Origin of the sequence: Paenibacillus kribbensis (genome assembly GCF_002240415.1) — a bacterium.
GTDB classification, from domain to species: domain Bacteria; phylum Bacillota; class Bacilli; order Paenibacillales; family Paenibacillaceae; genus Paenibacillus; species Paenibacillus kribbensis.
Map to the genome: position 1 here is coordinate 3,874,945 of NZ_CP020028.1, position 22,266 is coordinate 3,897,210.

19 protein-coding genes and 1 pseudogene are annotated in these 22,266 nt (G+C 44.6%); 9 read left to right on the forward strand and 11 right to left on the reverse strand.

The features are described from left to right. Positions 1-404 precede the first annotated feature (404 nt). A complete protein-coding gene (locus B4V02_RS17230; RefSeq protein ID WP_007429647.1) occupies positions 405-875 on the reverse strand; it encodes a Dps family protein in 471 nt (156 codons plus the stop codon). A 273-nt stretch (positions 876-1,148) separates the two neighbouring features. Between B4V02_RS17230 and mtnK the strand changes: the two genes are divergently transcribed. Together mtnK and mtnA are read left to right on the forward strand one after the other, a co-directional pair. Continuing rightward, positions 1,149-2,372 (forward strand): S-methyl-5-thioribose kinase, encoded by a 1,224-nt coding sequence (mtnK, locus tag B4V02_RS17235; RefSeq protein ID WP_094155719.1) that lies wholly within the window; start codon positions 1,149-1,151, stop codon positions 2,370-2,372. Between the two features lie 5 nt (positions 2,373-2,377). Next, positions 2,378-3,490, forward strand: a complete 1,113-nt coding sequence (gene mtnA, locus B4V02_RS17240) for an S-methyl-5-thioribose-1-phosphate isomerase (RefSeq protein ID WP_094155720.1) — start codon at positions 2,378-2,380, stop codon at positions 3,488-3,490. A 149-nt stretch (positions 3,491-3,639) separates the two neighbouring features. Here mtnA and B4V02_RS17245 read toward each other — a convergent pair whose 3' ends face one another. Together B4V02_RS17245 and B4V02_RS17250 are read right to left on the reverse strand one after the other, a co-directional pair. After that, on the reverse strand, positions 3,640-3,942 hold the full coding sequence (locus tag B4V02_RS17245) for a YunC family protein (RefSeq protein ID WP_094155721.1): 303 nt from the start codon (positions 3,940-3,942) through the stop codon (positions 3,640-3,642). Positions 3,943-4,301: 359 nt separating this feature from the next. Next, a complete protein-coding gene (locus tag B4V02_RS17250; RefSeq protein WP_094155722.1) occupies positions 4,302-4,850 on the reverse strand; it encodes an RNA 2'-phosphotransferase in 549 nt (182 codons plus the stop codon). Positions 4,851-5,609: 759 nt separating this feature from the next. Between B4V02_RS17250 and B4V02_RS17260 the strand changes: the two genes are divergently transcribed. Further along, complete coding sequence (locus B4V02_RS17260) at positions 5,610-5,972, forward strand: hypothetical protein (RefSeq protein ID WP_425270775.1); 363 nt, start codon at positions 5,610-5,612, stop codon at positions 5,970-5,972. Positions 5,973-6,421: 449 nt separating this feature from the next. On the opposite strand, the gene B4V02_RS17265 is transcribed toward B4V02_RS17260, so the two are convergent. Beyond that, positions 6,422-7,795: a helix-turn-helix domain-containing protein gene (locus tag B4V02_RS17265; RefSeq protein ID WP_094155724.1), complete on the reverse strand. Its 1,374-nt coding sequence runs from the start codon at positions 7,793-7,795 to the stop codon at positions 6,422-6,424. Between the two features lie 261 nt (positions 7,796-8,056). Between B4V02_RS17265 and B4V02_RS17270 the strand changes: the two genes are divergently transcribed. Continuing rightward, entirely contained in the window at positions 8,057-8,470 is a 414-nt protein-coding gene (locus B4V02_RS17270; RefSeq protein WP_482811891.1) for a YhfM domain-containing protein, read from the forward strand. Between the two features lie 52 nt (positions 8,471-8,522). Here B4V02_RS17270 and B4V02_RS17275 read toward each other — a convergent pair whose 3' ends face one another. From B4V02_RS17275 to B4V02_RS17295, 5 genes are all read right to left on the reverse strand, one after another. Further along, positions 8,523-9,143 (reverse strand): hypothetical protein, encoded by a 621-nt coding sequence (locus tag B4V02_RS17275; protein WP_094155726.1) that lies wholly within the window; start codon positions 9,141-9,143, stop codon positions 8,523-8,525. Positions 9,144-9,180: 37 nt separating this feature from the next. Then, a complete protein-coding gene (locus B4V02_RS17280) occupies positions 9,181-9,750 on the reverse strand; it encodes a hypothetical protein (protein WP_094155727.1) in 570 nt (189 codons plus the stop codon). A gap of 449 nt (positions 9,751-10,199) precedes the next feature. Continuing rightward, the gene (locus tag B4V02_RS17285) at positions 10,200-11,573 is read right to left on the reverse strand and encodes a helix-turn-helix domain-containing protein (protein ID WP_094155728.1); all 1,374 of its coding nucleotides are present in this window, start codon (positions 11,571-11,573) and stop codon (positions 10,200-10,202) included. 320 nt (positions 11,574-11,893) lie between these two features. Further along, positions 11,894-13,942, reverse strand: a complete 2,049-nt coding sequence (locus B4V02_RS17290) for an iron ABC transporter permease (protein ID WP_094155729.1) — start codon at positions 13,940-13,942, stop codon at positions 11,894-11,896. Further along, positions 13,939-14,946, reverse strand: coding sequence for an ABC transporter substrate-binding protein (locus B4V02_RS17295; RefSeq protein ID WP_094155730.1), 1,008 nt, complete (start codon positions 14,944-14,946; stop codon positions 13,939-13,941). The genes B4V02_RS17290 and B4V02_RS17295 overlap by 4 nt, the downstream gene beginning before the upstream one ends. Positions 14,947-15,177: 231 nt before the next feature. On the opposite strand from B4V02_RS17295, the pseudogene infC reads away from it, so the two are divergent. Both infC and B4V02_RS17305 read left to right on the forward strand, forming a co-directional pair. Next, positions 15,178-15,698 (forward strand): annotated as a pseudogene (gene infC / locus B4V02_RS27110) (translation initiation factor IF-3). A 499-nt stretch (positions 15,699-16,197) separates the two neighbouring features. Next, entirely contained in the window at positions 16,198-16,743 is a 546-nt protein-coding gene (locus B4V02_RS17305; RefSeq protein ID WP_094155731.1) for a hypothetical protein, read from the forward strand. Between the two features lie 107 nt (positions 16,744-16,850). Here B4V02_RS17305 and B4V02_RS17310 read toward each other — a convergent pair whose 3' ends face one another. Continuing rightward, the gene (locus B4V02_RS17310) at positions 16,851-17,234 is read right to left on the reverse strand and encodes a DUF423 domain-containing protein (RefSeq protein WP_094155732.1); all 384 of its coding nucleotides are present in this window, start codon (positions 17,232-17,234) and stop codon (positions 16,851-16,853) included. Positions 17,235-17,451: 217 nt separating this feature from the next. Between B4V02_RS17310 and B4V02_RS17315 the strand changes: the two genes are divergently transcribed. The 3 genes from B4V02_RS17315 (at position 17,452) to B4V02_RS17325 (ending at position 20,592) form a co-directional block, all read left to right on the forward strand. Then, positions 17,452-17,925 (forward strand): hypothetical protein, encoded by a 474-nt coding sequence (locus B4V02_RS17315; protein WP_094155733.1) that lies wholly within the window; start codon positions 17,452-17,454, stop codon positions 17,923-17,925. A gap of 32 nt (positions 17,926-17,957) precedes the next feature. Further along, complete coding sequence (locus B4V02_RS17320; protein WP_094155734.1) at positions 17,958-18,809, forward strand: DegV family protein; 852 nt, start codon at positions 17,958-17,960, stop codon at positions 18,807-18,809. Between the two features lie 157 nt (positions 18,810-18,966). After that, positions 18,967-20,592 carry an S-layer homology domain-containing protein gene (locus B4V02_RS17325; protein WP_094155735.1) on the forward strand — a complete coding sequence of 542 codons (1,626 nt, stop codon included), beginning with the start codon at positions 18,967-18,969 and terminating at the stop codon, positions 20,590-20,592. Positions 20,593-20,658: 66 nt separating this feature from the next. Here B4V02_RS17325 and B4V02_RS17330 read toward each other — a convergent pair whose 3' ends face one another. After that, positions 20,659-22,248, reverse strand: a complete 1,590-nt coding sequence (locus tag B4V02_RS17330) for an amidohydrolase (RefSeq protein ID WP_094155736.1) — start codon at positions 22,246-22,248, stop codon at positions 20,659-20,661. Positions 22,249-22,266: the final 18 nt, after the last annotated feature.

Below are 22,266 nucleotides of genomic sequence, written 5' to 3' on the forward strand. Positions count from 1 at the left end.
GTCGAAATCAGAAAGTATATTTAAACAGGGGAGCCCCCTGATTTCAAGCAGAAAAATAGTTAAAAATTTATTTATAATCATTCTAAACTGATTCTCAATGATTCTCAAGTTATTTTATAATAAATATCTTTGATGGTGCAAGCAATAGACACGCGTTATGTGCCTTTCTTCATAAAATGTTCATCCTCCCCAGCACACAAATAGCCAAATGCATCCTCCAGATCATTATAAACTTACTTTTGTGCTAACTTGAGGTGGAAAATTCTTCTTTTATCCATAAAAACGCTACTGACAGCAGAACGTCAGTAGCGTTTTACATGTAAAGGGTTTATTACAGAATGCCCATCATCCGTATGGGTGCTATTAAACTGCCCGAATTCACATTTAACCGAAATTTCTTCTGATTAGCCGAGATAGGAACGCAGCATCCACATATGCTTCTCCAAATCGGCTTTGTAGCCGATCAGCAAATCTGCGGTAGGTTGATCGGAAGAGCTTTCTGCCAGCTCAATCCCTTCTTGAAACTCTTCACATACAGTTGCAAAGTCCTCAATTAAGGTTTGTACCATTTTGGGGGCATCTTCATTGCCGGTTGCCTCGTGAATGGAGGACAGCTCCAGGTATTCTTTTAGCGTTGCGGAAGGTGAACCTTTCAATGCGAGCAGCCGCTCGGCGATCTCGTCCATCTTCAACGTAATTTCATTGTACAACTCTTCAAATTTAGCATGCAGTGTATAAAAACTGGAGCCTTTCACATACCAGTGGTAATTATGAATTTTCACATATAACACATTCAGGTTAGCGACTTGACGGTTTAAAAGCTCCTCCACCGAATTGGTTTGTGTATTTTTCGAGTTACTTGTTGTTTTAGCCATCATAAATCCCTTCCTTTTTATTAAATTGACATTCATAAACGACTACCCTTTATCCATCGTCATGCTGACGAGGAGACTCTAGCGGCATCATGATGATCACCTACCGGACGTCTGCTTATTCATTACCCTTTCTGCATGGCGATGAAACCAAGAAAAAAAATGTACAAAACTTCACTGATTTTCGTTATACTTTCTCTAACCTATCAAAATACTTGGTTTAATATTGTAATATTTTTCGTATTTTACCGCGCACAATTTATGGAGGTGACTTCGTTGTCCCAATATCATCCTTTAACGACAGAAGAAGCAATCGAGTTCGTGAAGAACATCCCCGGATTTTTTAGTCAGGAAGCCCGTCTGAAATGCCGAGAAATCGGTGATGGCAACCTGAATCTGGTTTTTCATATTACGGATTCTGAATCTGACAAGAGTATCATTGCCAAACAGGCACTTCCCTATGTGAAGATTATAGGTGAATCCTGGCCGCTGTCGCTGGATCGTGCTCGCATTGAACGCGAGGCACTTCAGCAGGAACATCAAATTTGCCCTGAACTGGTTCCTGCCGTACTAGCCTTTGACGACGAGCTTGCGTTGACCGTGATGGAAGATCTTAGCTCACACACCATCATGCGCAAGGGATTAATAGAAGGAAATACCTATCCGCATTTTGCCGATCATATCGGAGAGTTTCTGGCGCGCACGCTCTTTTTCACTTCCGATTTGGGCATGAATCAGCAGGCTAAAAAAGACCTGGTTAAACGCTTTATTAACCCGGAGCTCTGTAAAATAACGGAGGATCTTATTCTGGATGAACCATATCGATTCTCGGATAATAACAACTACGGTGAGTATATTGAAGACGAAGCAGAGGTACTCCGGACAGATCAGGCCCTTCATCTGGAAGTGGCTTTGCTGCGGGAAAAGTTTCTGACACGGACAGAAGCGCTGCTGCACGGCGATCTTCACACTGGCAGTATTTTTGTAACAACAGAGTCTACCAAAGTCATTGATCCCGAATTTGCCTACTACGGGCCGATGGGCTTTGATATCGGAGCGGTAATTGCCAATCTGCTATTGAACTACGCAGCCCAGCCCGGCTGGATTTCTGGGGAGACGGCTGTACAGGAACGCCGTGACTGGCTTTTGCAGACAGCGATTCAGGTGTGGGAGCAGTTTGAAGGCAGATTCCGCAAGCTTTGGGACGAGCATGTCACCGACCCTATGGCACGTACGACCGGATATCAGGATTTGTATCTTCAAAAAGTGCTGCAAGATACGATCGGTTTTGCAGGCTGCAAAGTGATTCGCCGCATTATCAGCCTGTCGCATGTAGCGGATATCGATACAATTGCCGATCCTGACCTCAAGGAAGCCGCTGAACGTCTGGCGTTATCTATCGGAAAAAACCTAGTTCTGCGCAACCGTAAGCTGCATTCGATTCAGGAACTGGGAGACATTGTTCGGACAGCAACGGCTGTCCAAAATAAAGGAGCTTAATGGATATGAGTGAAAAGAAGCAATCCACCCCCGTAACCTCTGCTGAAGCCGAAGTATCCAGCGGTCAGGCTCTGTCTTCGCTGGTGTGGAAAGGCGACCGCTTGTCCATGCTGGATCAGCGTCTGCTGCCCGAAACGATTGTCATGCTGGATTTGTTCACAGCCGAGGAAGTGTGGGATGGCATTCATACGATGAAGGTACGCGGTGCGCCTGCCATCGGCATGGCTGCGGCCTACGGCGTAGTACTGGGAGCTTCCGCCTACAGCAACGAAGACGCTGCCGGATGGCTGGAGCATGTACACGGTGTGTGCGGGTATTTGGCTACATCACGACCAACTGCCGTGAACCTGTTCTGGGCATTGGACCGCATGAAGAAGCGGGCCGGGGAACTTATCGCTGAGGCTGGTGGAGGACTGGTGGAGGACTGGAATGCCGGGCTGGAGCGTGAAGCGATAGCCATTCAGGCAGAGGATGAGGAAGTATGCCGCCAGATCGGCATCCATGCTTTACCTTTGTTCGAGGACGGAATGGGCGTACTCACTCACTGCAATGCTGGCGGATTGGCAACAGCAAAATACGGAACAGCGCTCGCGCCCATGTACCTTGCGCAGGAGAATGGCATCCACCTGAAAGTATTTGCCGACGAAACCCGCCCTGTGTTGCAGGGTGCGCGCCTGACCGCTTTCGAGCTTCAGCAGGCAGGCATTGACGTAACGCTGCTCTGTGACAATATGGCGGGCATGGTGATGTCCAAAGGATGGGTACAGGCCGTCATTGTCGGCACGGACCGAGTGGCCGCTAACGGCGATGTGGCCAACAAAATCGGCACCTATAGCCTGGCTGTGCTGGCAAAGGCGCATGGCATTCCTTTTTATGTAGCTTCGCCGCTGTCTACAATTGATTTGCAGACCGCAACAGGCGCAGATATCCCCATTGAGGAACGTTCTGCGGAGGAGGTTACGGAAAGCTTTGGCAAAAGGACAGCTCCGCAGGGCATCAAAGTCTACAACCCGGCTTTTGACATTACCCCTCATGAGTACATTACCGCCATCATTACCGAAAAAGGGATTGTCCAAGCTCCCTTTAACGACAGTCTGACCGCTTTGTTTGCGGATTAATCTGTTCTTGCAGATCAAACAGCTCGTATAAGGGCTAAAATTGCTTTAGTGATATAGGGATTCCTCATCAAAAAGACCGGAGCCAATAAGCTCCGGTTTATTCGTTTCTTGCTCCTCTTCTTTTGTGCGGCATAGTATATTAACTTTATTTAGACTAGTTTTAAAAGTGCTTCGTATCCTGGCATACCTGGCTTGATCCCCAGTTGCTCCGCCTCCGTCGTCACCGATTCCATCGGCGCTTCCAGCAATTGCTCCAGTGTTTTAACCCCCACAGCCCGTGCAGCAAGAATTTTCCGATCCGCCAGCCGCTCATTGAGCAATCCAACATCCAGTGCACCACACATGATGTAACCACGGGAGTTAGAGATCGTCAACAGCGTTGTTTTAGGCAGTTTGACCTCGACTCCGATAAATGTATGCTCACCCACTTGTATAGGTTCCATGTGTATCATGGTTATTACATGCACCTCCTCTTTGTTCATCCGGGATATTTTATGCATCATTTTCGGGTGGGTGTGGACGTCCGTGGATACCTATAAAATATTTAGAGGCTTATTCATGTATAACAGAACAGGCAATAAAAAGGCTAGACGGATAACTCCATCTAACCTCTTGATCATAGTCAATTTTCTAGGTTCTACTATGATCTTGAACTTGAGACCATTTTATTTTCACATTCCTAGAAGGTCGGGACCAACTTACTCTTCATACTTTAGATTCCGTAGACTTCCCTCGTATGAGCAGATGCATGTTTTTTAAGTTACGTAAACAACAGTTATTTTTTGTAGCCATCAGAATTAAAGTTTGCTCTTTATTCAAACTTCTTTAAGTACCGTGGGGGTACATGATCGGCAAGCCAAACACCATTGTTTGCTTTATAAAACTTCACTTGCTTACCCAATGCCTTTGCTGTGTCTACTTCGAGAATAACTAGTTCTCCACGTCTTTTGCCCGCTAAGATTGCAAACTCAAGGGATTCAGACAGATGTACATACTTTCTGCCCATTGGTTTAATACCTTCAGTGAGGATTTTATTTAGTACCTTTGTGTTTGTACCGTGATATAGAATTGTTGGTGGAGTAGCTTCCTTATAATCTAATCTGCCTGCGCTGTGTCCATAATTAGCCCTTATGTACCCATTAACAATCTCATACCTTTGCTTTGCACAATTCTTTACTACTTGCTTGATATCCGACTCACTGGCATCAGTCCATCTATTCTCTGATCTAATCCCTTTAATCAGGTCCTGAATATCACAATAGCCCTCATGATCCAGAGCAATTCCAAATTGTTCAGGTGTGTGTCTCAGAATTTTACTCATAAATTTACTTAGACTTTCTTCTTGTTTTGTTGTTAACATTATATACTCCTTCTAATGTAATATTTGTTTTATCTATAGTAACCGATCCCATGATTCATAACGTCTTGTGAAATAAAATACTGATTCATAAATCGGTTTCAATTGTTGTGAAACTCAGATTTTGTTTAATCGGTCTATAACACTGCACAGCATATCTACTACTTGGTGACACTCTGCAATTTCTTCTATTGTATACTCGACCAATAGCGTGAACAATCTCCTTTTCACATGTTCCCCCAGCTTCTCGCCATTCTCAATACGAGATAATATCAATGGACTCAAGAAAATACACAGACAATGATTCCACAGGATTCACAACGTACAATTGCATGAAGTGTTCATCTGATAGCTGATTACTCTGAAGGTATTCGTCCTTCAATGGTGAAGTAAAAGTAATGTACTTTCACCGTTAACGTTGATTAATTAGGCTAATGAAATCATTACGGCGTTCAACTGTATTGAGGTTGACTTGCATATCATTGCGGATACCTGTTGCTTCATGAGGAATATTGAGCATGTTAATCAGATCATTAGTGGTAAGATTGGTATTGTACAGGGACTCAATGATACGAGTCCAGTCGTCGTTACCATGTTCAAATACCTGGATAGCGTCTGAGACGTTTAGGCCAACAGTCTTCCATTTATGGTCAAGATATCTGTAATGTGGTAGCAGTATAAGACTGTTTCAGCGTCTCTCTATTCTGATTCCCAAACTGGTACTGCAAAAAGAAGCCCAAATGACTGAGGTGTTTTATGCGCTTGATTTGTTTAGTATTATTAATGATCCTTACATCATGCTCAAATGTAACAAACAGTTCGACCCAAGAGGTGAGTACTGAATATGAAAATGTTCAAGAACTTAACAATTTACCTGTTCCCAGCACGGCCATCGAAGTTGATGAAAAATCTGCTAAAGATTTAAAAAAATACGAAGTTCCTCAACCTTTTGAAAATTTTAATGCAGCATATCAAGAAGAACTTAAAGGTGAGGGGTGGGAATTAACTGAAGTCGAAAGCAACAAAGTAATATCAGTAGAGAAAAACAATATTAAGTACTTACTGATTATCACTAAAAGTTCTGACACTCAAACAACCAAAGTTACAGTTAGAAAAAATTCTTAAGACCCCGCACGGGGTCTTTATTTATGTCATAAATAGGAAAGTCTCAAAATCCCCGTGAATCTCACCTGTGCTGGCTTAACGCTCTCTTTTGAAATTATCTCATTTACTATTCTCTTCCCTGCTGATATTTATACAAATATCTTCTTTTTAATAACCTTTCAATAGATTTGTTATGGATCAACTCAACTCAAACAACCATTTGAGCAGACCTTACAGGAGTATGATGCACAATCACATGCTTATCCCCCTCAAAAAGGTCACAAATGCGGTCACAAAATTCTGTCGTTTATAAGATTTTAATAGAATGAAACAGTACAGATCAGTAAATTAAAAATTGCTATGAAAGCTTGTAATGCTTGAACCTCTTGATCATAGTCAATTTTCCAGGTTCTACTGTGATCTTGAACTTGAGACCATTTTATTTTCACATTCCTAGAAGGGCGATCAACTTACTCTTCATCTTCGTTAACCACTTTAATCAGATTTCCGTAGACTGCCTTCGTATGAGCAGATGCATGTTCTTTAAAATGTGTAAACAACCTCATACATCTGATGGCTTGTATTTTATTATTAGCTTCAGCAGACCTTTCCAAACAACTGAACAAAAATGCGAAGCCGTCTGAAAACCTCCCCTTACGCAAAAGATAGATCGCCAATTCCCTTGAGAAATGAGTATATCGCTCCGTTGTGAAGCGTTGAGTATACAACCCTTCCACTTTTTTCTGCTCCAGAAAAGAGGCAATTTCTCCTTCAAATTGCTTTAAAATAACATCTACATCAAAATGATACCGATTTGCCGCCCTAAGAATAATATCAAGTGCAGGAAGAACTTCATCTTTTCTTGAAGAAATATAATTTACATAATTGGGAAGAACGCTCTTATCGCCAGAAAGAAGCTTAATTAAAAACGTATTCACTACTGCCCAGTCTTCATATTGCCTCTTCCACTTCAAAGCAGTTTCATCCGTAGCATTCACCCAACTCAAATCGGCGTAAGCATAAGTGTGCTGAAGTGCTTGCTCGTAGTCTTTCCTCCCTTCACAAGCTTCTGCACGAAGTAAATGGGAGAATGCCCAATAAGCAAACAAAGGAAAATTGGGTTTCTTCGAATTGTCTTTGTTCACATGGTATCGCTGCTGCTCCAGTTTGTATTGAATTTTAGCCTTGTCTCCCATAGCTTTAGCGAATAGTTCTAATTTATCCCATTTTCGTAACGAACGGTATGTATTCGCCAAATCTTTTAACGCCTCTAACTGATCTATCTCATCTAACCGTTCAACGTAAGGCTCAAATTGAACAGCCGCATCATAGTTTTTCTCTTGATCGTCTCCAATACGAATCGTAAACAATCGATACTGGCAAACTGCAAAATTATCCGAATGTTGATTCTTCTCGCTTACTGCTACATTTTCGTACAGGAACGCCGCTGCTTCATTGTAACCGTCTTTGTATACATTTTCAGCAACTTCAAAGAGCGATGGCAAATATTTAGGATTATCCAACAGCAGAAATACAACGCGCTGCAAGCAATCAAGTCGGTCAAGCTCTACGCATCGGTACAAAAAAGGACTAATTCTTCGCCAGTTCAGCGGTTCTTCCTTAATACATTCTTCAATGAAACGTTCATAAAGATAGTCTGGCGGTAATTCCATCCCGGTAGTTATGCGATCCAATTGGTTAACGGATAAAACACGATTTCCAGTAACAATACTGCTAACCGTACCTACATTTAAACCAACGATGTGTCCAAACTCGGTCATGCTCAAACCCTTATGTTTTAGATATTGTTCCAATTCTGCTCTAATCGTAAGTGTGATTTTCATGAATAAACCACCCTTTCAACGTAGACTCGCCATATGTAGTTGAATAAATCAATTTATCACCCATAATTGTACCATCTTTTGGAACAAAGCTATATACCTTTCAGTTATTTACTTTAGATACCTTCTCGGGGCTATAGGCTCTTCCATTTTTTCAAACTGAAACATTTTTCCAATATAGATCGTCTATAAAGCAAATAGGCAAAATTCAGAAAGAGGGTAGCTCTTATTATGCGGAAAAGTAGAATCTTATTTTTGACTATCGTGCTGTTGTTAATAACTACTTACAGCTCTATCGCAGAAAAAGAAGTTATTGCTCAAAGCGCAAAGGAACAGGAGACGCTTATCGTTTATAAACTACAAAAGGACACCACTCTGCAACAGCTGACTAAAAAAGATGTACTTGCTACATTCAAGGATAAAACTGACACCAAGATTTTTATCAATGCAATGAATACATCAGAAAAAATATCAGGTATTGTTAATACAGCTTCTCCAAATTACGAGCTTACTTTCCACAAGGATGAAACTGAAGAGTCTTATTATTTATGGATTAACTCTAACGATTCGACCAGCAATGCTATGTATATAAATAAGAAAGATCCCCATACTGCATATAAATTATCAGTCAACTCCACAAATTCAATAAAAAAATTACTCATGAAAACTAAAAATTAACTAAAAAGACCTGTTCTTTGGTTTTATTCAAAAAACAGGTCTTTTTTTGATTTTATTTTAATCCATATTTTTCCAACACAGATTCTCTAAATTGTTCTTTGGAGTCTTGTTTATCCACCGAAGAACTGGGAGATTGAGATGATGACTCAATAGCAAACTTGCCAAGATCCATATTGATCACACTATACTGCCCTTGTGTATTTTTTTTGAGAAAAATAATACTTTTTTCATTTTGCTTCAACTCAGTATAATCCTCATAGGCTATTTTTTTCTTGCCTCCAGCATCATCAATATAAGAAATCGGTTCCACGATAGACAGAGGCTCTTCTACGTTTAATGCTGTGCCTTCGGGTGATTTAATTACTTTATCAATTTTTATATTCGTAAGTGTATAAAAGTCTTGTATCGTACCATCATCAAAGCTTGTAACGATATGTTGTCGATTATCAAACCCCTGCAAAGGAGTCCCTATCACAATAAGCTCTGCATTGGAGTCCAATTCGCTTACAGTTTTATAATCAATATAAGAAGCTTCCAGCGAAATTTTGGGAGTATTCAGTTCTGAAAATTTTGGAGAAGCGTTCGTAGATGTAAAAAAAAGACCCCCTGAAGCAATGAATCCCCCTATCGCTAATACAGAAATACCCAGCTTTATTTTTTTATTAAAAGTCATAACAGTACCCCTTTTCCCAAATTAGTAATTACGCTAATTAGTTTCCCCACTTAGCAATTAAGGATTGCTTGTCATAGGATTGAACACCGATAGACTGGATACCTTGTTTCATAACAGAGCTGCTAGAAGTTGATGGATGTGCTTGAGATAACGTATGACCAACCTCATGGGTTGCATTGGAGGTTTTTTGTACGGAGTTCATACCATAAGCCTGCATCTGGTTGTGATAAATCACCACTGTGGCATATGCCCATTTATCGCTTACTCCCGCTACACCACCAGTTGTTTTATACGGAGTTGTCAATCCCAATAAACCCGAAGTGGCTGTAGAACCGACATAATATCTATCTGGGTTCCCACTCGTCGATGTCGTTTTACCAATGTTTACTGATCCAGATGCAGCGTTCCAATCGGAACGTGCGGTATCATAGGCACCAGTATAGCCATTTTTAGAAACCGAGGAGTCATAATATGCATTAAAATTGGCAGAGCTTCTTCCCCCGGTAAAGCTAGTAGCAAAAGAAATAGAACTAATAGAAATCACGGCAAAAGATAATATTCCGACCATAGAAAAAAGTTTTTTCTTGGAAGCCAATAGTTTTTTCAAGGTTAGCACCCCTCTTAGGAAATTTGGAATCTTCTAATCAATCCTGATGAAATAGACTTTTCGCTGGAATATCATTCCTATACCAATATACCGATTATTTTTCTTTTTATCTACATTAAAAACAATATATTCCACAATGCGACATGAATTTGGTTCTTTATTCCTAACGAAGATGTATAGCTCAAATGTCCATTTAGTCTCAATTTACTCTATGTATCCGCAGCAGCCTTATGGTGCATGTACAATAAAACAGGTGATATAAAAAAAAGGACCAGACGGATCATACCATCTTGCCCTTTCACTAATTATATCGTCTTATTTCTAAACGAAATGATTACATTTCGCCATGGTGAGTTGATTGATGGCTGGACCCTTGATTATAAAAATATAAGGGCATAGTCACTATCGCTACTAACATAAAACTGCTTGCTAAAAAGGTCAGAAATATTTTACGTTTCATCTTTATCCACCTCGTGCATTAAATTTCTGTACGCTGTCTTCGTCTCAGATGGTGCATACTCCTGATAAAACTCATACAGCCTCATACATTTAATTATATACGATTTATTATTGGTGGATGCAGATTTTTCCAAACAGTTTAATAAAAATTGAAAGCCATCAGCAAATCTTCCTTTGGTCAAATAGTAAACTGCTATTTCTTTTGAAAAATGCACAAAGCGTTCTGTTATAAAACGTTGAGTATAAAAGCTCTCAACCTTCTGTTCTTCCAGATAGGATGAAATATTCGCCTCGAATTGCTTTAAAATATCATCTACATCAAATTGATATCGGTTAGCCGCCTCAAGGATATTATCAAGCGCGGGCAGAACCTCGTCTTTTCTTGAAGAGATATAAGCTACGTAATTGGGAAGAACACTCTTATCGCCAGAAAGAAGCTTATTTACGTACGTATTTACTACCGCCCAGTCTTCATATTTGTTTTTCCATTCCAAAGTTTCTTCATCTGTATCCGTAACCCAGCTTAAATCAGTATACTTTCTAATATGCTGAAGTGCCTTCTCATAATCTTTTCTCTCATCACAGGCTTGTGCACGAAGTAAATGCGAGAATGCCCAATACGCAAACAAAGGAAAATTAGGTTTCTTCGCATTTCCTTTTTTTACATGATACCCTTTTTGCTCCAAATTATATTGAATTTTGGCCTTATTTCCTAGAGCTTTAGCGAATAATTCTACTTTGTCCCATTTACGTAACGAACGATATGTATTCGCCAAATCCTTTAACGCCTCTAGCTGATCTATCTCATCTAACCGTTCAACATATATTTCAAATTGAACTGCTGCTTCATAGTTTTTCTCCTGGTTGTCTCCTTGCCTTGTTTGGAACAAGCGGTACTGACACATCGCCAAACGTTCTGAGTATTGTTTCTTCTCACTTACAGCTACATTTTCATAAAGTATGGCTGCCGCCTGGTACATCTTCTCATGAAATAGTTCTTCCGCAAGCTCAAATAAGGATTCTGAATAGCCTAGTTTATCCATCAACAGATTTACAACTTCGTGAATACAGTCCAATTTATTTAATTTTGCACAATTATGTAAGAAAGGACTCATTCGACGCCAATTCGGGTTAGCCTCTGCTAAATATTCAGACACATAACGTTCGTAGTAATAGCCGACAGGATGCCCCATCGCTTTCGTAATTCGATCAAGCTGATCCACTGAAAGAGTACGATTCCCATTAATAACACTACTCATGGTCCCCGGATTCATTCCTGCTTCTCTCGCTAGGTCGCTTAGAATTAAATCATGATCTTTCATATGCTTCGTTATCTCTGTGAGTATCGTGGTTGTATTGGACAAATTTAACCACCCCTTATCAGGAACTTGTTAGGATAATCAACATTTAAAGAGGACTATTGCAATCCGATGATTGTATAGCCTTTCCGCAATCCATTGTACCATCTTCTGGAACATTATCATATACCTTTCAGATACTTACTTAAGCTCCCTTTTGGTAGGGTTTACATAGAAATTTTCTCTATTAATTTTCAAACTTACGTTATTTCTCTACCTTCCCTCTCTAGTTTAACGCACGTTTACTTCAACTGCACTCAATTCATAAAAAGGCTGTTCCCCCTCGGAAAATCCGTTTGGGAACAGCCTTATCATGTACAGCTTCACTACACTGATTTGATTTTATTGGAGCGATACATCAAGTACAGGAAATATGGAGCGCCAATCAGGGCGATCAGCAGCCCGGAAGGAATCTCCGTCGGTGCAAGCACCGTCCGTCCGATCGTGTCAGCCAGCACCAGCATTACCGCTCCCAAAATGCTTGACAGAATAATGGATCGGCGTACATGGTGCCCGATCAGCGTGCGCACGATATGCGGAGCAATCAATCCAATGAAGCCAATCGTACCCACGCAGGCTACCGCTCCGCCCGCTAGCAGTACACCCACTGCCATCGCCAGTAAACGGGTGCGCCGCACCGGAAGCCCCAGTCCCATGGCGCTGCTATCGTCAAATACCAAAAGATCGAAGCGACGAGCCAGCCACCAGGCTACTGGCAGCAGCACGAGTAGAAAGGCCAGAATCGTCATCACCTGTCCCCAGCTTCGAGCGTAGGTACTGCCCGTCAGCCAGATATACCCCGTGCTGCCCCACAGTGAGCCCTGAATGATCAACACCTGAATTCCGGCTGATCCAATTGCCGATACGGCAATCCCAAGCAATATCACAACAGACGGGTTCAGATGCTTGTTCCAGGACAGAAAGAAAATCACCGCCGCCGAGACCGTTGCTCCGGCGATTGCCGCGACTGGCAGCATATATACGGGCAGACCGGGCCACAAGATAATCACTGCAAGCGCGCCGAATCCGGCTCCTGAAGAGACCCCGATGATCGAAGCATCGGCTAACGGATTACGAACAGCCAGTTGAATCAAAACGCCGCTAACCGCAATCGCGATGCCTGCCCCGGCCGCCACCAGCGTGCGTGGAATCCGGAACTGTAGCAAGGCCGAATTCGCGCTCTCCCCGCCGAACAATCCAGACAGCAGATCGCCTACCGGAATACGCATTCCCCCAAACATCAGGCTGAATACGGTCAACAGCACAGCTACGCACCCGAACAGCGTGGCCAGCCTGCCGAAAGGCAATTTGCGTGCACGGACACCTATGTTCATTGAAGACTGTCCGCCACTGCCGGAAGGCAGCTTCATCTTCCAGAGAATCAGCCAAATTAACCACGGGGCCCCAATCAATGCCATAACTGCTCCAGTTGGCAGATTCATGCTTGATTGGTGAACCATTTTCGCCAGCACGTCAGCGCCCGTTAGCAGTAGCGCTCCCCATAGGAAAGTGCCGGGCAGTACCCAGCGGTGCATTTTCAGGCCGCTTAAGCGTACCAAATGCGGAGCAACCAGCCCCACAAACCCGATAGGTCCGATGACGCTCACCGTAACCGTCGACAGCAGTACCGATAATACAATACCCACAGCCCGCGTCAAGCCAACCCTTTGCCCCAGGGACGTGGATGTGGACTCATCCAGATCGAGAACATCGAACTGCCTCGACAGCAGAATTGCAATAATTGAAAGCCCTACGACCCAGGGCCAGGCGTAAATCGTACCGCTCCAGTCGTTTTGCACCAGTGAGCCGGAACCCCAGAGAAACAGCCCCTGTGTTTCAAAAGAATAAAAGATATGCAGTGCTCCGGTAAACGAACCGAGGACCATAGATACAATCAAGCCCGCAAGCGCCAATCGAATTGGACTTCCCTTTCGCCCGCCGCCCATGAAATAAGCGAGCATTGCCGCCAGCAGACCGCCTATGGCAGCGAACAGAAACGGCGCTTGATGCAGTAAGCCAGGGAACATCACCGCACCAAGCACAACTACAAAGTAGGCTCCAGCGTTAATTCCGAGTGTATCAGAAGCTGCCAACGGATTTTTGGTAATCGCCTGCAACAATGCACCAGCAATCGCCAGTGCACCGCCAGCCAGGATTCCAATGACCGTGCGTGGCATTCGCAAATCCCAAATCATATTGTGGTCCAGTGTATTCTGTCGCTGGACCAACGCCTCAATGACTGTACGCAATGGTATGGATGACTCTCCATAGCACAAGCTTACAAAAAAAAGCACAGCAAGGACGGCCAAACCGCCCCCAAAGATGCCCCCTACACGCCAGACCTTCGACAATCCTGCTGTGCCTGTCTGGGTCATTTCGTCAGAACCCCGACCACTTGGTCAACCAGCACTTTGGATGAGATTGGGCCACCGAAGGTCCATGTTGTTCCATCCAACGGATAGGTTCGTTTGCCTTTGACGAAGTTCAGTCCGTTCCAGACCGAATTGTTCTTCATGGCGGTTCCGAAAACATCGTCCGTCTTCTGCGTAATGTAGATGAAATTGCTGTCCTGTACAGCAGGCAGGGCTTCGATGCCAACCGTGCTAAATCCGTATTTCTCAGTCTTGTCCGACTTCCAATCGTTCACCATGCCGATTTTCGACAGTGTTTCCACTACAACTGAGTTGTCCTTGAACATGCGTAGGCTGGCGGCATTTTGAGCCGTAAAGGCCTGTGTCAGCGCGTAGTGGAAGTCCGTTTTTCCCGCTTTTTCCAATGCAGCCTTTGCCTCTACATAATGCTGGTCAAGCTCACTTAGAACTTTATCAGCCTGCTCGGTTTTCCCGGTAGCCACAGCGATCTGCTTGAAAATTTCGACCATACGGTCATAATCATAGCCGTTCCCTTTATAAGGATCGTATTCTATCGTTGGTGCGATCCCCTTAAGTTGTGCATAGATGGCTGCATTATTATCTGCGTTAGAGATAATAAGATCCGGCTTGAGCACCGCAATTGCTTCCAGATTCGGTTCGCCCCGTGTGCCTATATCCGTAACGGAATCAGCCAGCTTCGCCTCTGGCGTCACCCACAGCTTGTAGTCTGCATTGTCCGCATTTCCGACAGGCTGCACCCCAAGTGCAATCAGATCTTCGGTAAACGTCCATTCGAGTACAACGACACGTTCTGCCGGCTTGTCCAGCTTGACTTCCCCATGATCATCCTGCACCGTCACTGGTCCAGCCGCTGGAGTCGTCTGTTTAGGTCCCGGACTGGCTCCCGTCTTCGAGCTATCCCCCACCTGACCACAGCCAGCCAGCAGACCACCCAGCATAATAGTAAAGACCATAAATAACAGTAGACCATTCCACTTTTTCTTCATTCCTCTTCATTCACCCCTATATGTATACGTCGCCTTAGACAATGATTATCATTATCACTAAAAAGGGTATAGGGGTTAACGATTTTTGTCAATAAGGATTCTATTGAAATAGTGTAAGCAGCAATTTTTTGCAAAAGTGCGGCTACTCGTTAGTCAGAAATCCAAATTGAATCGCAAACGTGTTCCGTTTATGATAGCTTTATCATTGTTTTAAAGGGAGGCTGCATTAACGTGGCAGTATTAATCAACGAGCAAATTAAGGCGGACGAGGTGATGCTCACCGGACTCGGAGGGGAGCAGCTCGGTATGGTCTCCAAGGCAGAAGCCTTGGCTATGGCCCAATCCAAAGGGGCGGACCTGGTCTGTACCTCATTGATGAGCAGCCCACCGCCCTGCGCCCTGGTTCCGAAGGGCAAGGGGAAAGCGCTCGCGCAAAAAGAGTCCGCAGCACGCAAAACAAATGTCGGGCGAGCTGTTGGAAAGAGCGGTAAGGAAAAATCAAGGAGCTGCGCTTCACTGCTCATATTGAAGAGCATGATTACGATACGAAGCTGCGTCAGGCAGACAAATATCTGCGTTCCGGCAAGCCAGTACAGTTGGTTGTCAAATCATCCGGCGCGAAGGAAGCCCCTGTCGCCAAAGCGGTGCTGGAGCGACTGCTGGTCGACCTAAAGGAAGCCGGAGTGAAGGACACTGGAATCCAGACGGGCGGCAAGGGCTCACAGGTGAAATTAAACCCACGCTTCCGATAAGAAAATCCTTTGGGAGGAATTCGAATGCATCGAAAAAAAGTACCCCGTTAAACCCGAGGCCCCCATCCATGTGTGCGTGTCTACTCCAACCAGTAAAGCAAAGGGAAATGACTATGAACATGAATGGACCTGTGTCCAATACGGGGCCATGCTAAAACCTGTTTTCATAGCAATTATAATAATATGACCACGTTTTGGATATGTCGAAGACCCCTTTTATTGAGGGGTCTTTTCCTATTTTGCTAACTGTAAAATATTTAAAATTTAAACCTCTTGATTTCGCCCTCCACCTCATTTATTCTCGATATATATTTATAATGGGCTTTAAGCCTACAATTCGGACAGTTTCAAGAAATTTTGATGCATAGGTCTTTATGCAGAGTTAATTTTTGTTAATATCCAATATTAGGGCCTAAGGTACTATGATAGATTACATTTTAATGATATATTGATAAATAATATAAAAGACTATATACCCAGGGCTTGGGCTGGAGGATGTATGAAAAAGGAATCAAATCAAGACGAAACCAGTTATTTATTTAATGTTGATGTATTAGTTAAAGGTCGTTCGAACGTAGAGGCCCTTCAGTTCTTGCTTAACCTCTTGAGCCAACATGATCAAATTGCCGATAGTCGGATTCAATCTGGCATCGAACTTGGTAATTTAATCGAAGCTGCTTTGTATCTAAAAAAACAGTCTGGTAACGACTCATTGGACCCCGCCACTAAGCTTGCGGAGAGGTTTTCTAAAAAGAAGTCCGCCGCGGTTATGACTAAGCCAGCTGCCGTTCAAGAGATCAAACAATCCCGCACACAGCCAAAGCCTGCAACACAACAAGAACTTAACACATATGAATGGATTCAACGCTATATACAAGATAATACACTTGTGCGTTTAATCGTGAATCGCTATGGCGGACAGCGCAGCATTCCCTGCCGCATTCTCAACCTGGATCATGCTAACAACTTGCTGAGTGTGTATCATGTGGATGAGAAGCAAGTGTACTCCTTTAAAATGAATGAAATTGATGAAATTACAACGTAAACACTATGACTTCCAACACGAACTAAAGCATGAAAAAAAGAGAACTGATAGGAAAGCGATACGCTTTTCCTATTGATTCTCTTTTTTCGTATTCCCGAATCGGGTCACTAATCCTCTTTCTTCAGCCCCATCGCAGCCCAGGCCAGGCATACCCAGCCTGCAATAAAACAAACGCCCCCCAATGGGGTAATAGCACCCAGGACACGGATTCCGGTCAAACTTAGCACATACAGGCTGCCGGAAAACAAAATTATACCCGTGAACAGCAGACGCGCTGCCCATCTTAAACGGTTTGAAGCCCCCCATTGCCCGGCAGCCAATGCAATGATCAGCAAACCGACAGCATGAATCATATGATATTTTACACCTGTTTCATACACAGCTAATGCATCCGCGTCAATTCGCGCTTTCACAATATGTGCTCCAAACGCTCCAATGGCTACTGCCAACAGCATCATTATGGATCCCACAATTATCCATCTACGTTGCATATTTATGTACTCCTTTCTTCTCATTCATTAATCCCAACGTTCTTCTTATTTTATCGAATAGGTATGAAGTTTACCAGCTAGCCTGCATGGTTGGATTCCTGCAGAATTTGATGTTTAGACCTTGCCTTTTGGAGGGTAATGTGTAAGATGGCTTGCTTTTTTGTTTATTTTGTGGAAAATTAGTACCTGTTCGGACTATGTTCAAGGAGTTGAAACCATGAGTTACCAAGATCCTGATTTGCAAAAGCCTGCTGCGTCTGAGGAGCACCCTGTTTTTTCAGAAGCTCCTGTGTTCCAGCCTCCGGTCAAGCTCAAGCACTCCGGTCCCGGGATTGCTTCATTTATTATGTCGCTCGTCAGTCTGATCGGATATATTATTATGGCTATTATGGTCATTAATCTGCTTGCTCATTTCAGCCAGTACCAAACAATGAATCCGGAAGTCGTTCTGCAACAAACCGGAACGGTGCTGCTTCCTTTTATTTTTCTAGGCAGTCTGTTGCTGAATTGTAGCGGACTTGTGGTCGGTATTATTGGAATCGCATTGAAAAACCGTAAGAAGGCCTTTGCTATCACAGGATTGATCATTAATGCACTCATTATTGTGGGCTTTATTGCACTTCTTGCCATCGGCCTTGCCATTCCGAATAGCACTGCGGATATTTATCCTTCCTCCGTACAATCTTTATAATTTTCCCGCATCACACAGAGAGGATTCTATGTATGAACAAAATCAAAATTTTTGCGGACAGTACCAGTGATATTCCTGCCGACTGGCGCCAACAATACGAGATTAGCATTGTACCATTGTATACCGTGTTTGGTGATGAAGCATTACAGGACGGGGTGAACATTCAGCCGGAACAATTATTTCAGCGTGTAAGCCGCGAGGGACAATTGCCGCGCACCGCTGCACCTTCTCCAGCTGATTTTATTCAAGCCTTTGCTCCCTACATAGAACAAGGGGACGACATTCTATATATCAGTCTGTCTTCTGAGCTGTCTTCGACGTATCAAAATGCACTGCTCGCTGCCTCTGAATTCCCGGAAGGCCGCATCACGGTCTTTGATTCTCTGAATTTATCATGCGGCTTTGGCCTGCTTGTGATGAAAGCTGTACGCGCAGCAGCAAATGGCAATACGATGGAGCAGATTGTAGAGATGCTGACGAAAACCCGACCGTTGGTGGATACGGAATTTGTCATTGATACACTCGAATATCTGTACAAAGGCGGCAGATGCTCAGGAATGCAGAACCTGATCGGCAGTCTGCTCAAAATTCGTCCGGTCATCAAAGTCATTGACGGAAAAATGACGCCTGCATACAAAGTCCGTGGCAAACGTGAAAAAGCACTGGATCAGATGCTGCAAAACGCCCTGAACCAGCGGGATCAGATGGATAACGACATCATCATTGTCGTACATGCTTTGGCCGAGGAAGATGCGCTCATGCTGCAAGCTCGTTTGAAGGAAGAAACGAATGCACAAGAGGTGCTGTTGGCTACAGCCGGGTGCGTCATATCGAGTCATTGTGGACCTCAGACCATCGGTATTATGTATGCCAAAAAAGCATAGTTTCAAAATCTAGCTCCGCTTACCCTACAGGTAGCGGGGTTTTTGATATTTTTCCAGCAATTTAGCAATGAATAAATTTACTATTTTTGATAGTATTATTCGTCGAGTGACGATCCATGTATCTACAATCTATCATAAAAAAAGAAGGTTATTCGGTATGAGTTCCAAGCGATCACGTTGGTTAACCCGGCTCACCCTGGCAGCGACTACAGCCATAACGATATTCACCACATCCACTTCATATTTAGCTGCCCCGGCAGCAGCATCCGGCGTAGCGTTTCAGGATATTTCACACAGCTACGCCTATCAATCTATCATTTCCCTGCACGCTAAAGGGATCTTGACAGGTACACAACCAGGCTTCTTCTCCCCCAAAAAAGCAGTTACGAGAGCCGAATGGGTTACTGCACTGGATCGCACGCTCGGTCTGCAGTCTGTAAAAGCGACCGTTGCTTCCTATCGGGATGTATCCAAACAGGCGTGGTATTACGGCTGGATCGAAGCTGCTTCCCAGCTTGATATCGTCCAAGGAGGAACGGCCGCTACATTCCAGCCCAACCATTCTGTAACCCGACAAGAAGCGGCCTTGATGATCGCACGTCTTATCCGCTCTTCGGGGGGAGCAGGAGAAGCCACTTCCTCTTTCACAGATGCTGATGAGATTGCAGATTGGGCGCTTGAAGCTGTCAACACCGTGAATCGTTACGGCTTTATGAAAGGTGAAAACAAGTATTTTCACCCCACATCTTCCCTCACCCGAGAAGAAACAGCGGCCATACTGGAACGTCTGCTGGCGTATTCCACGCAGCATGCCCGGCCAACCGCTTCCTCCGCCACTTCTATCCGACTAGGGTGGCAATATGACCAAACCGTTCAGCAGTTTGAAAACACCGTGCTGCAGTCCAACATTAACACGCTGTCACCACGCTGGTTTTTTCTAAACGAAACAGGCAGCCTCAGCGACTATACGGATTCGCCGCTTCTTGCCTGGTCCAAACAGCATCATAAAAAAGTCTGGGCTATGGTCGGCAATCGCTCCAACCTGACGATGACCCATCAAATTTTGTCCAGTGAGGTTTTACGGAGTAAAACTATAAACCAGCTTGTCAATGCCGTATCTGTCCATAAATTGGACGGGCTTGTCATTGATTTTGAAAATGTAGACGGACAGGATCGAGCCAATCTCACATTGTTCATCCAGCAATTAAAAGCCAAGCTGAAAAGCCTGAATGCTGTACTGGCCATTTGCGTATCGCCTGATTACGGCACGGACTGGACTGCCGCCTTTGATTATAAGCAGCTTGGCGCTGCGGCAGACTATATGATCCTCATGGGATATGACGAGCATTGGGGAGGCAGCTCGACTCCCGGCTCCGTATCCTCATTGCCATGGCTCCGTGAAAGCGTGAGACGCTTTGAGCAAACGACCGATCCTAGCAAGGCAATATTGGCGCTGCCTTTATTTACAAGGAATTGGACGCTCAATGCGAGCGGCCAATCAGTTGCTTCCTCTGACATTTCACTAAATGAGCAAAATCAGCTCATGTCCCGTGCCTCTTCCAAACCGGTGTGGAATAAGGATGTTCAGCAGTATACGGTGTCTTACAAAGACACGCAGCGGCATAAGCTATGGCTGGAGGAAGGACGATCCTTTACCCTTAAGTATCGATTGGGACAGGATGAAGGATTTGCAGGCTTCGCCTACTGGTATCCGGGCGGGGCAAGCTCTGATCTGTGGTCCAGTATAAAAAATGCAGACCGCTTCCTACAGCGTGGCTTGTAAAAGCGAACAACCTTCAACCTCACGTGAAAAGTGAAGTTGAAGGTTTTTAGTATACATATCGCCAGCCTACGACTGGTACGCGATTTTCCCGTTCACAACCGTCATTCGTACCTTAACGTCAAGCAAAGCTTGCGGGCTTTCCGATACATCGCGGTCAATGACCGTAAAGTCAGCGGCTTTGCCTTCAGCAATCCATCCCCTTTTATCCTCCTCCCCGGCTGCCACTGCGCTTCCCGTAGTAAACAAATGAATGGCTTCATGAATATCCAACTTTTCGGCAGGAAGATAACCCTCGTGCGTTTCTTCCGGCTTGGTACGAGTTACAGCTGCATGCATCCCGAGAAAAGGGCTCAGCGGCTCAATCGGTGCGTCACTGCCGCCAGCACATGGAATCCCTGCATCCAGCAGCTTTTTCCAGGCATATAAATATTCGGTCCGTTCTTTTCCAACCCGATCCAGTACCCATGGGAAGTCACTTGCGACAAAACGCGGCTGAATGTCCGCAATCAGCGGCAGCTTCGCCATTCTCTGGACCAACTCAGCCGTAAGCACCTGTCCGTGAATCAGGCGATCCGGCAAACCGCTTTTCTCCGTAAGCGGATGGGTCTCCATCGCTGTCAAAATCATGTGCGCCGCCCCATCGCCTATGGCATGTACAGCCACCGGAAAGCCTGCCGCTCTGGCTGCCGCCACCATCTGATTCAGCTCTGGCTGCGGTTGAATCGCCATCCCGCGGGTATGCGGAGCGTCACTGTATGGCTCGGACAATAATGCAGTTCTTCCGCCAATGGCGCCATCGGCAAACATTTTTATGGCACCGATTTTATACCATTCATTTCCAGCACCTGCACGCAGCCCTTGTCCCTGCGCTTCTTTCAAAAATGGATGATAGATCAACTGGTGTGTACGAAAGGCAAGGCCTTCTTCCCTCAGCTCCCTGTAAATCCGCTGCATCGTCTCCACGCTGCCCAAAAAACGTAAATCCTCCGTGTGCGCAGCGGTTAGACCGAGACGTAGCGCATCCAGGCATGCCCGTCGAATTGTATCCTTTTTAATCTCATAATCCGGCTCTGGCTGTACGCTTGTAAAGGCGAAGGATGCCTCCTCATAAATCAATCCGTTTAACCGTCCCTCAGCATCTCGCCCGTAGGCTCCCGAGGCTGGATCAGGGGTGCTGTCGCTAATACCCGCACGTCGAAATGCCTCTGAATTGGCCAAGAATGTATGAAAGCATGTACGGGTCAAATAGACCGGGTGCTGATCTGTAATGGCATCCAGCTCGTCTATACCGGGAATTTCAACAGGAATAAATGCATTTTCGTTCCAGTTAAGCCCTAAAATCCACTCTCCCGGCGGTGTTACAGCGACCCGCTTGCGCAGCATGTCCAACATCTCTTGCTTGGAGGCAGCTGATGTCAGATCCAGCATCGCCAGCTTCAACCCATGCATGGACAAATGCATATGTGAATCGGTTAAGCCTGGAAGCACATAGGCGTTTTCCCAATCCACAGTTTTATACTCCTTGCCGGACAGCTGCAATTCAAGCTCCCATGCATATCCGATGGCCTGTATGCGGCCATGCTGCACCACGATTGAATCTCCTTTGGAAGCCCAATCCCCATACAACCGGCCATGCTTGAACAAAACGAACGTCAACGCTGCTCATCCCCTTTT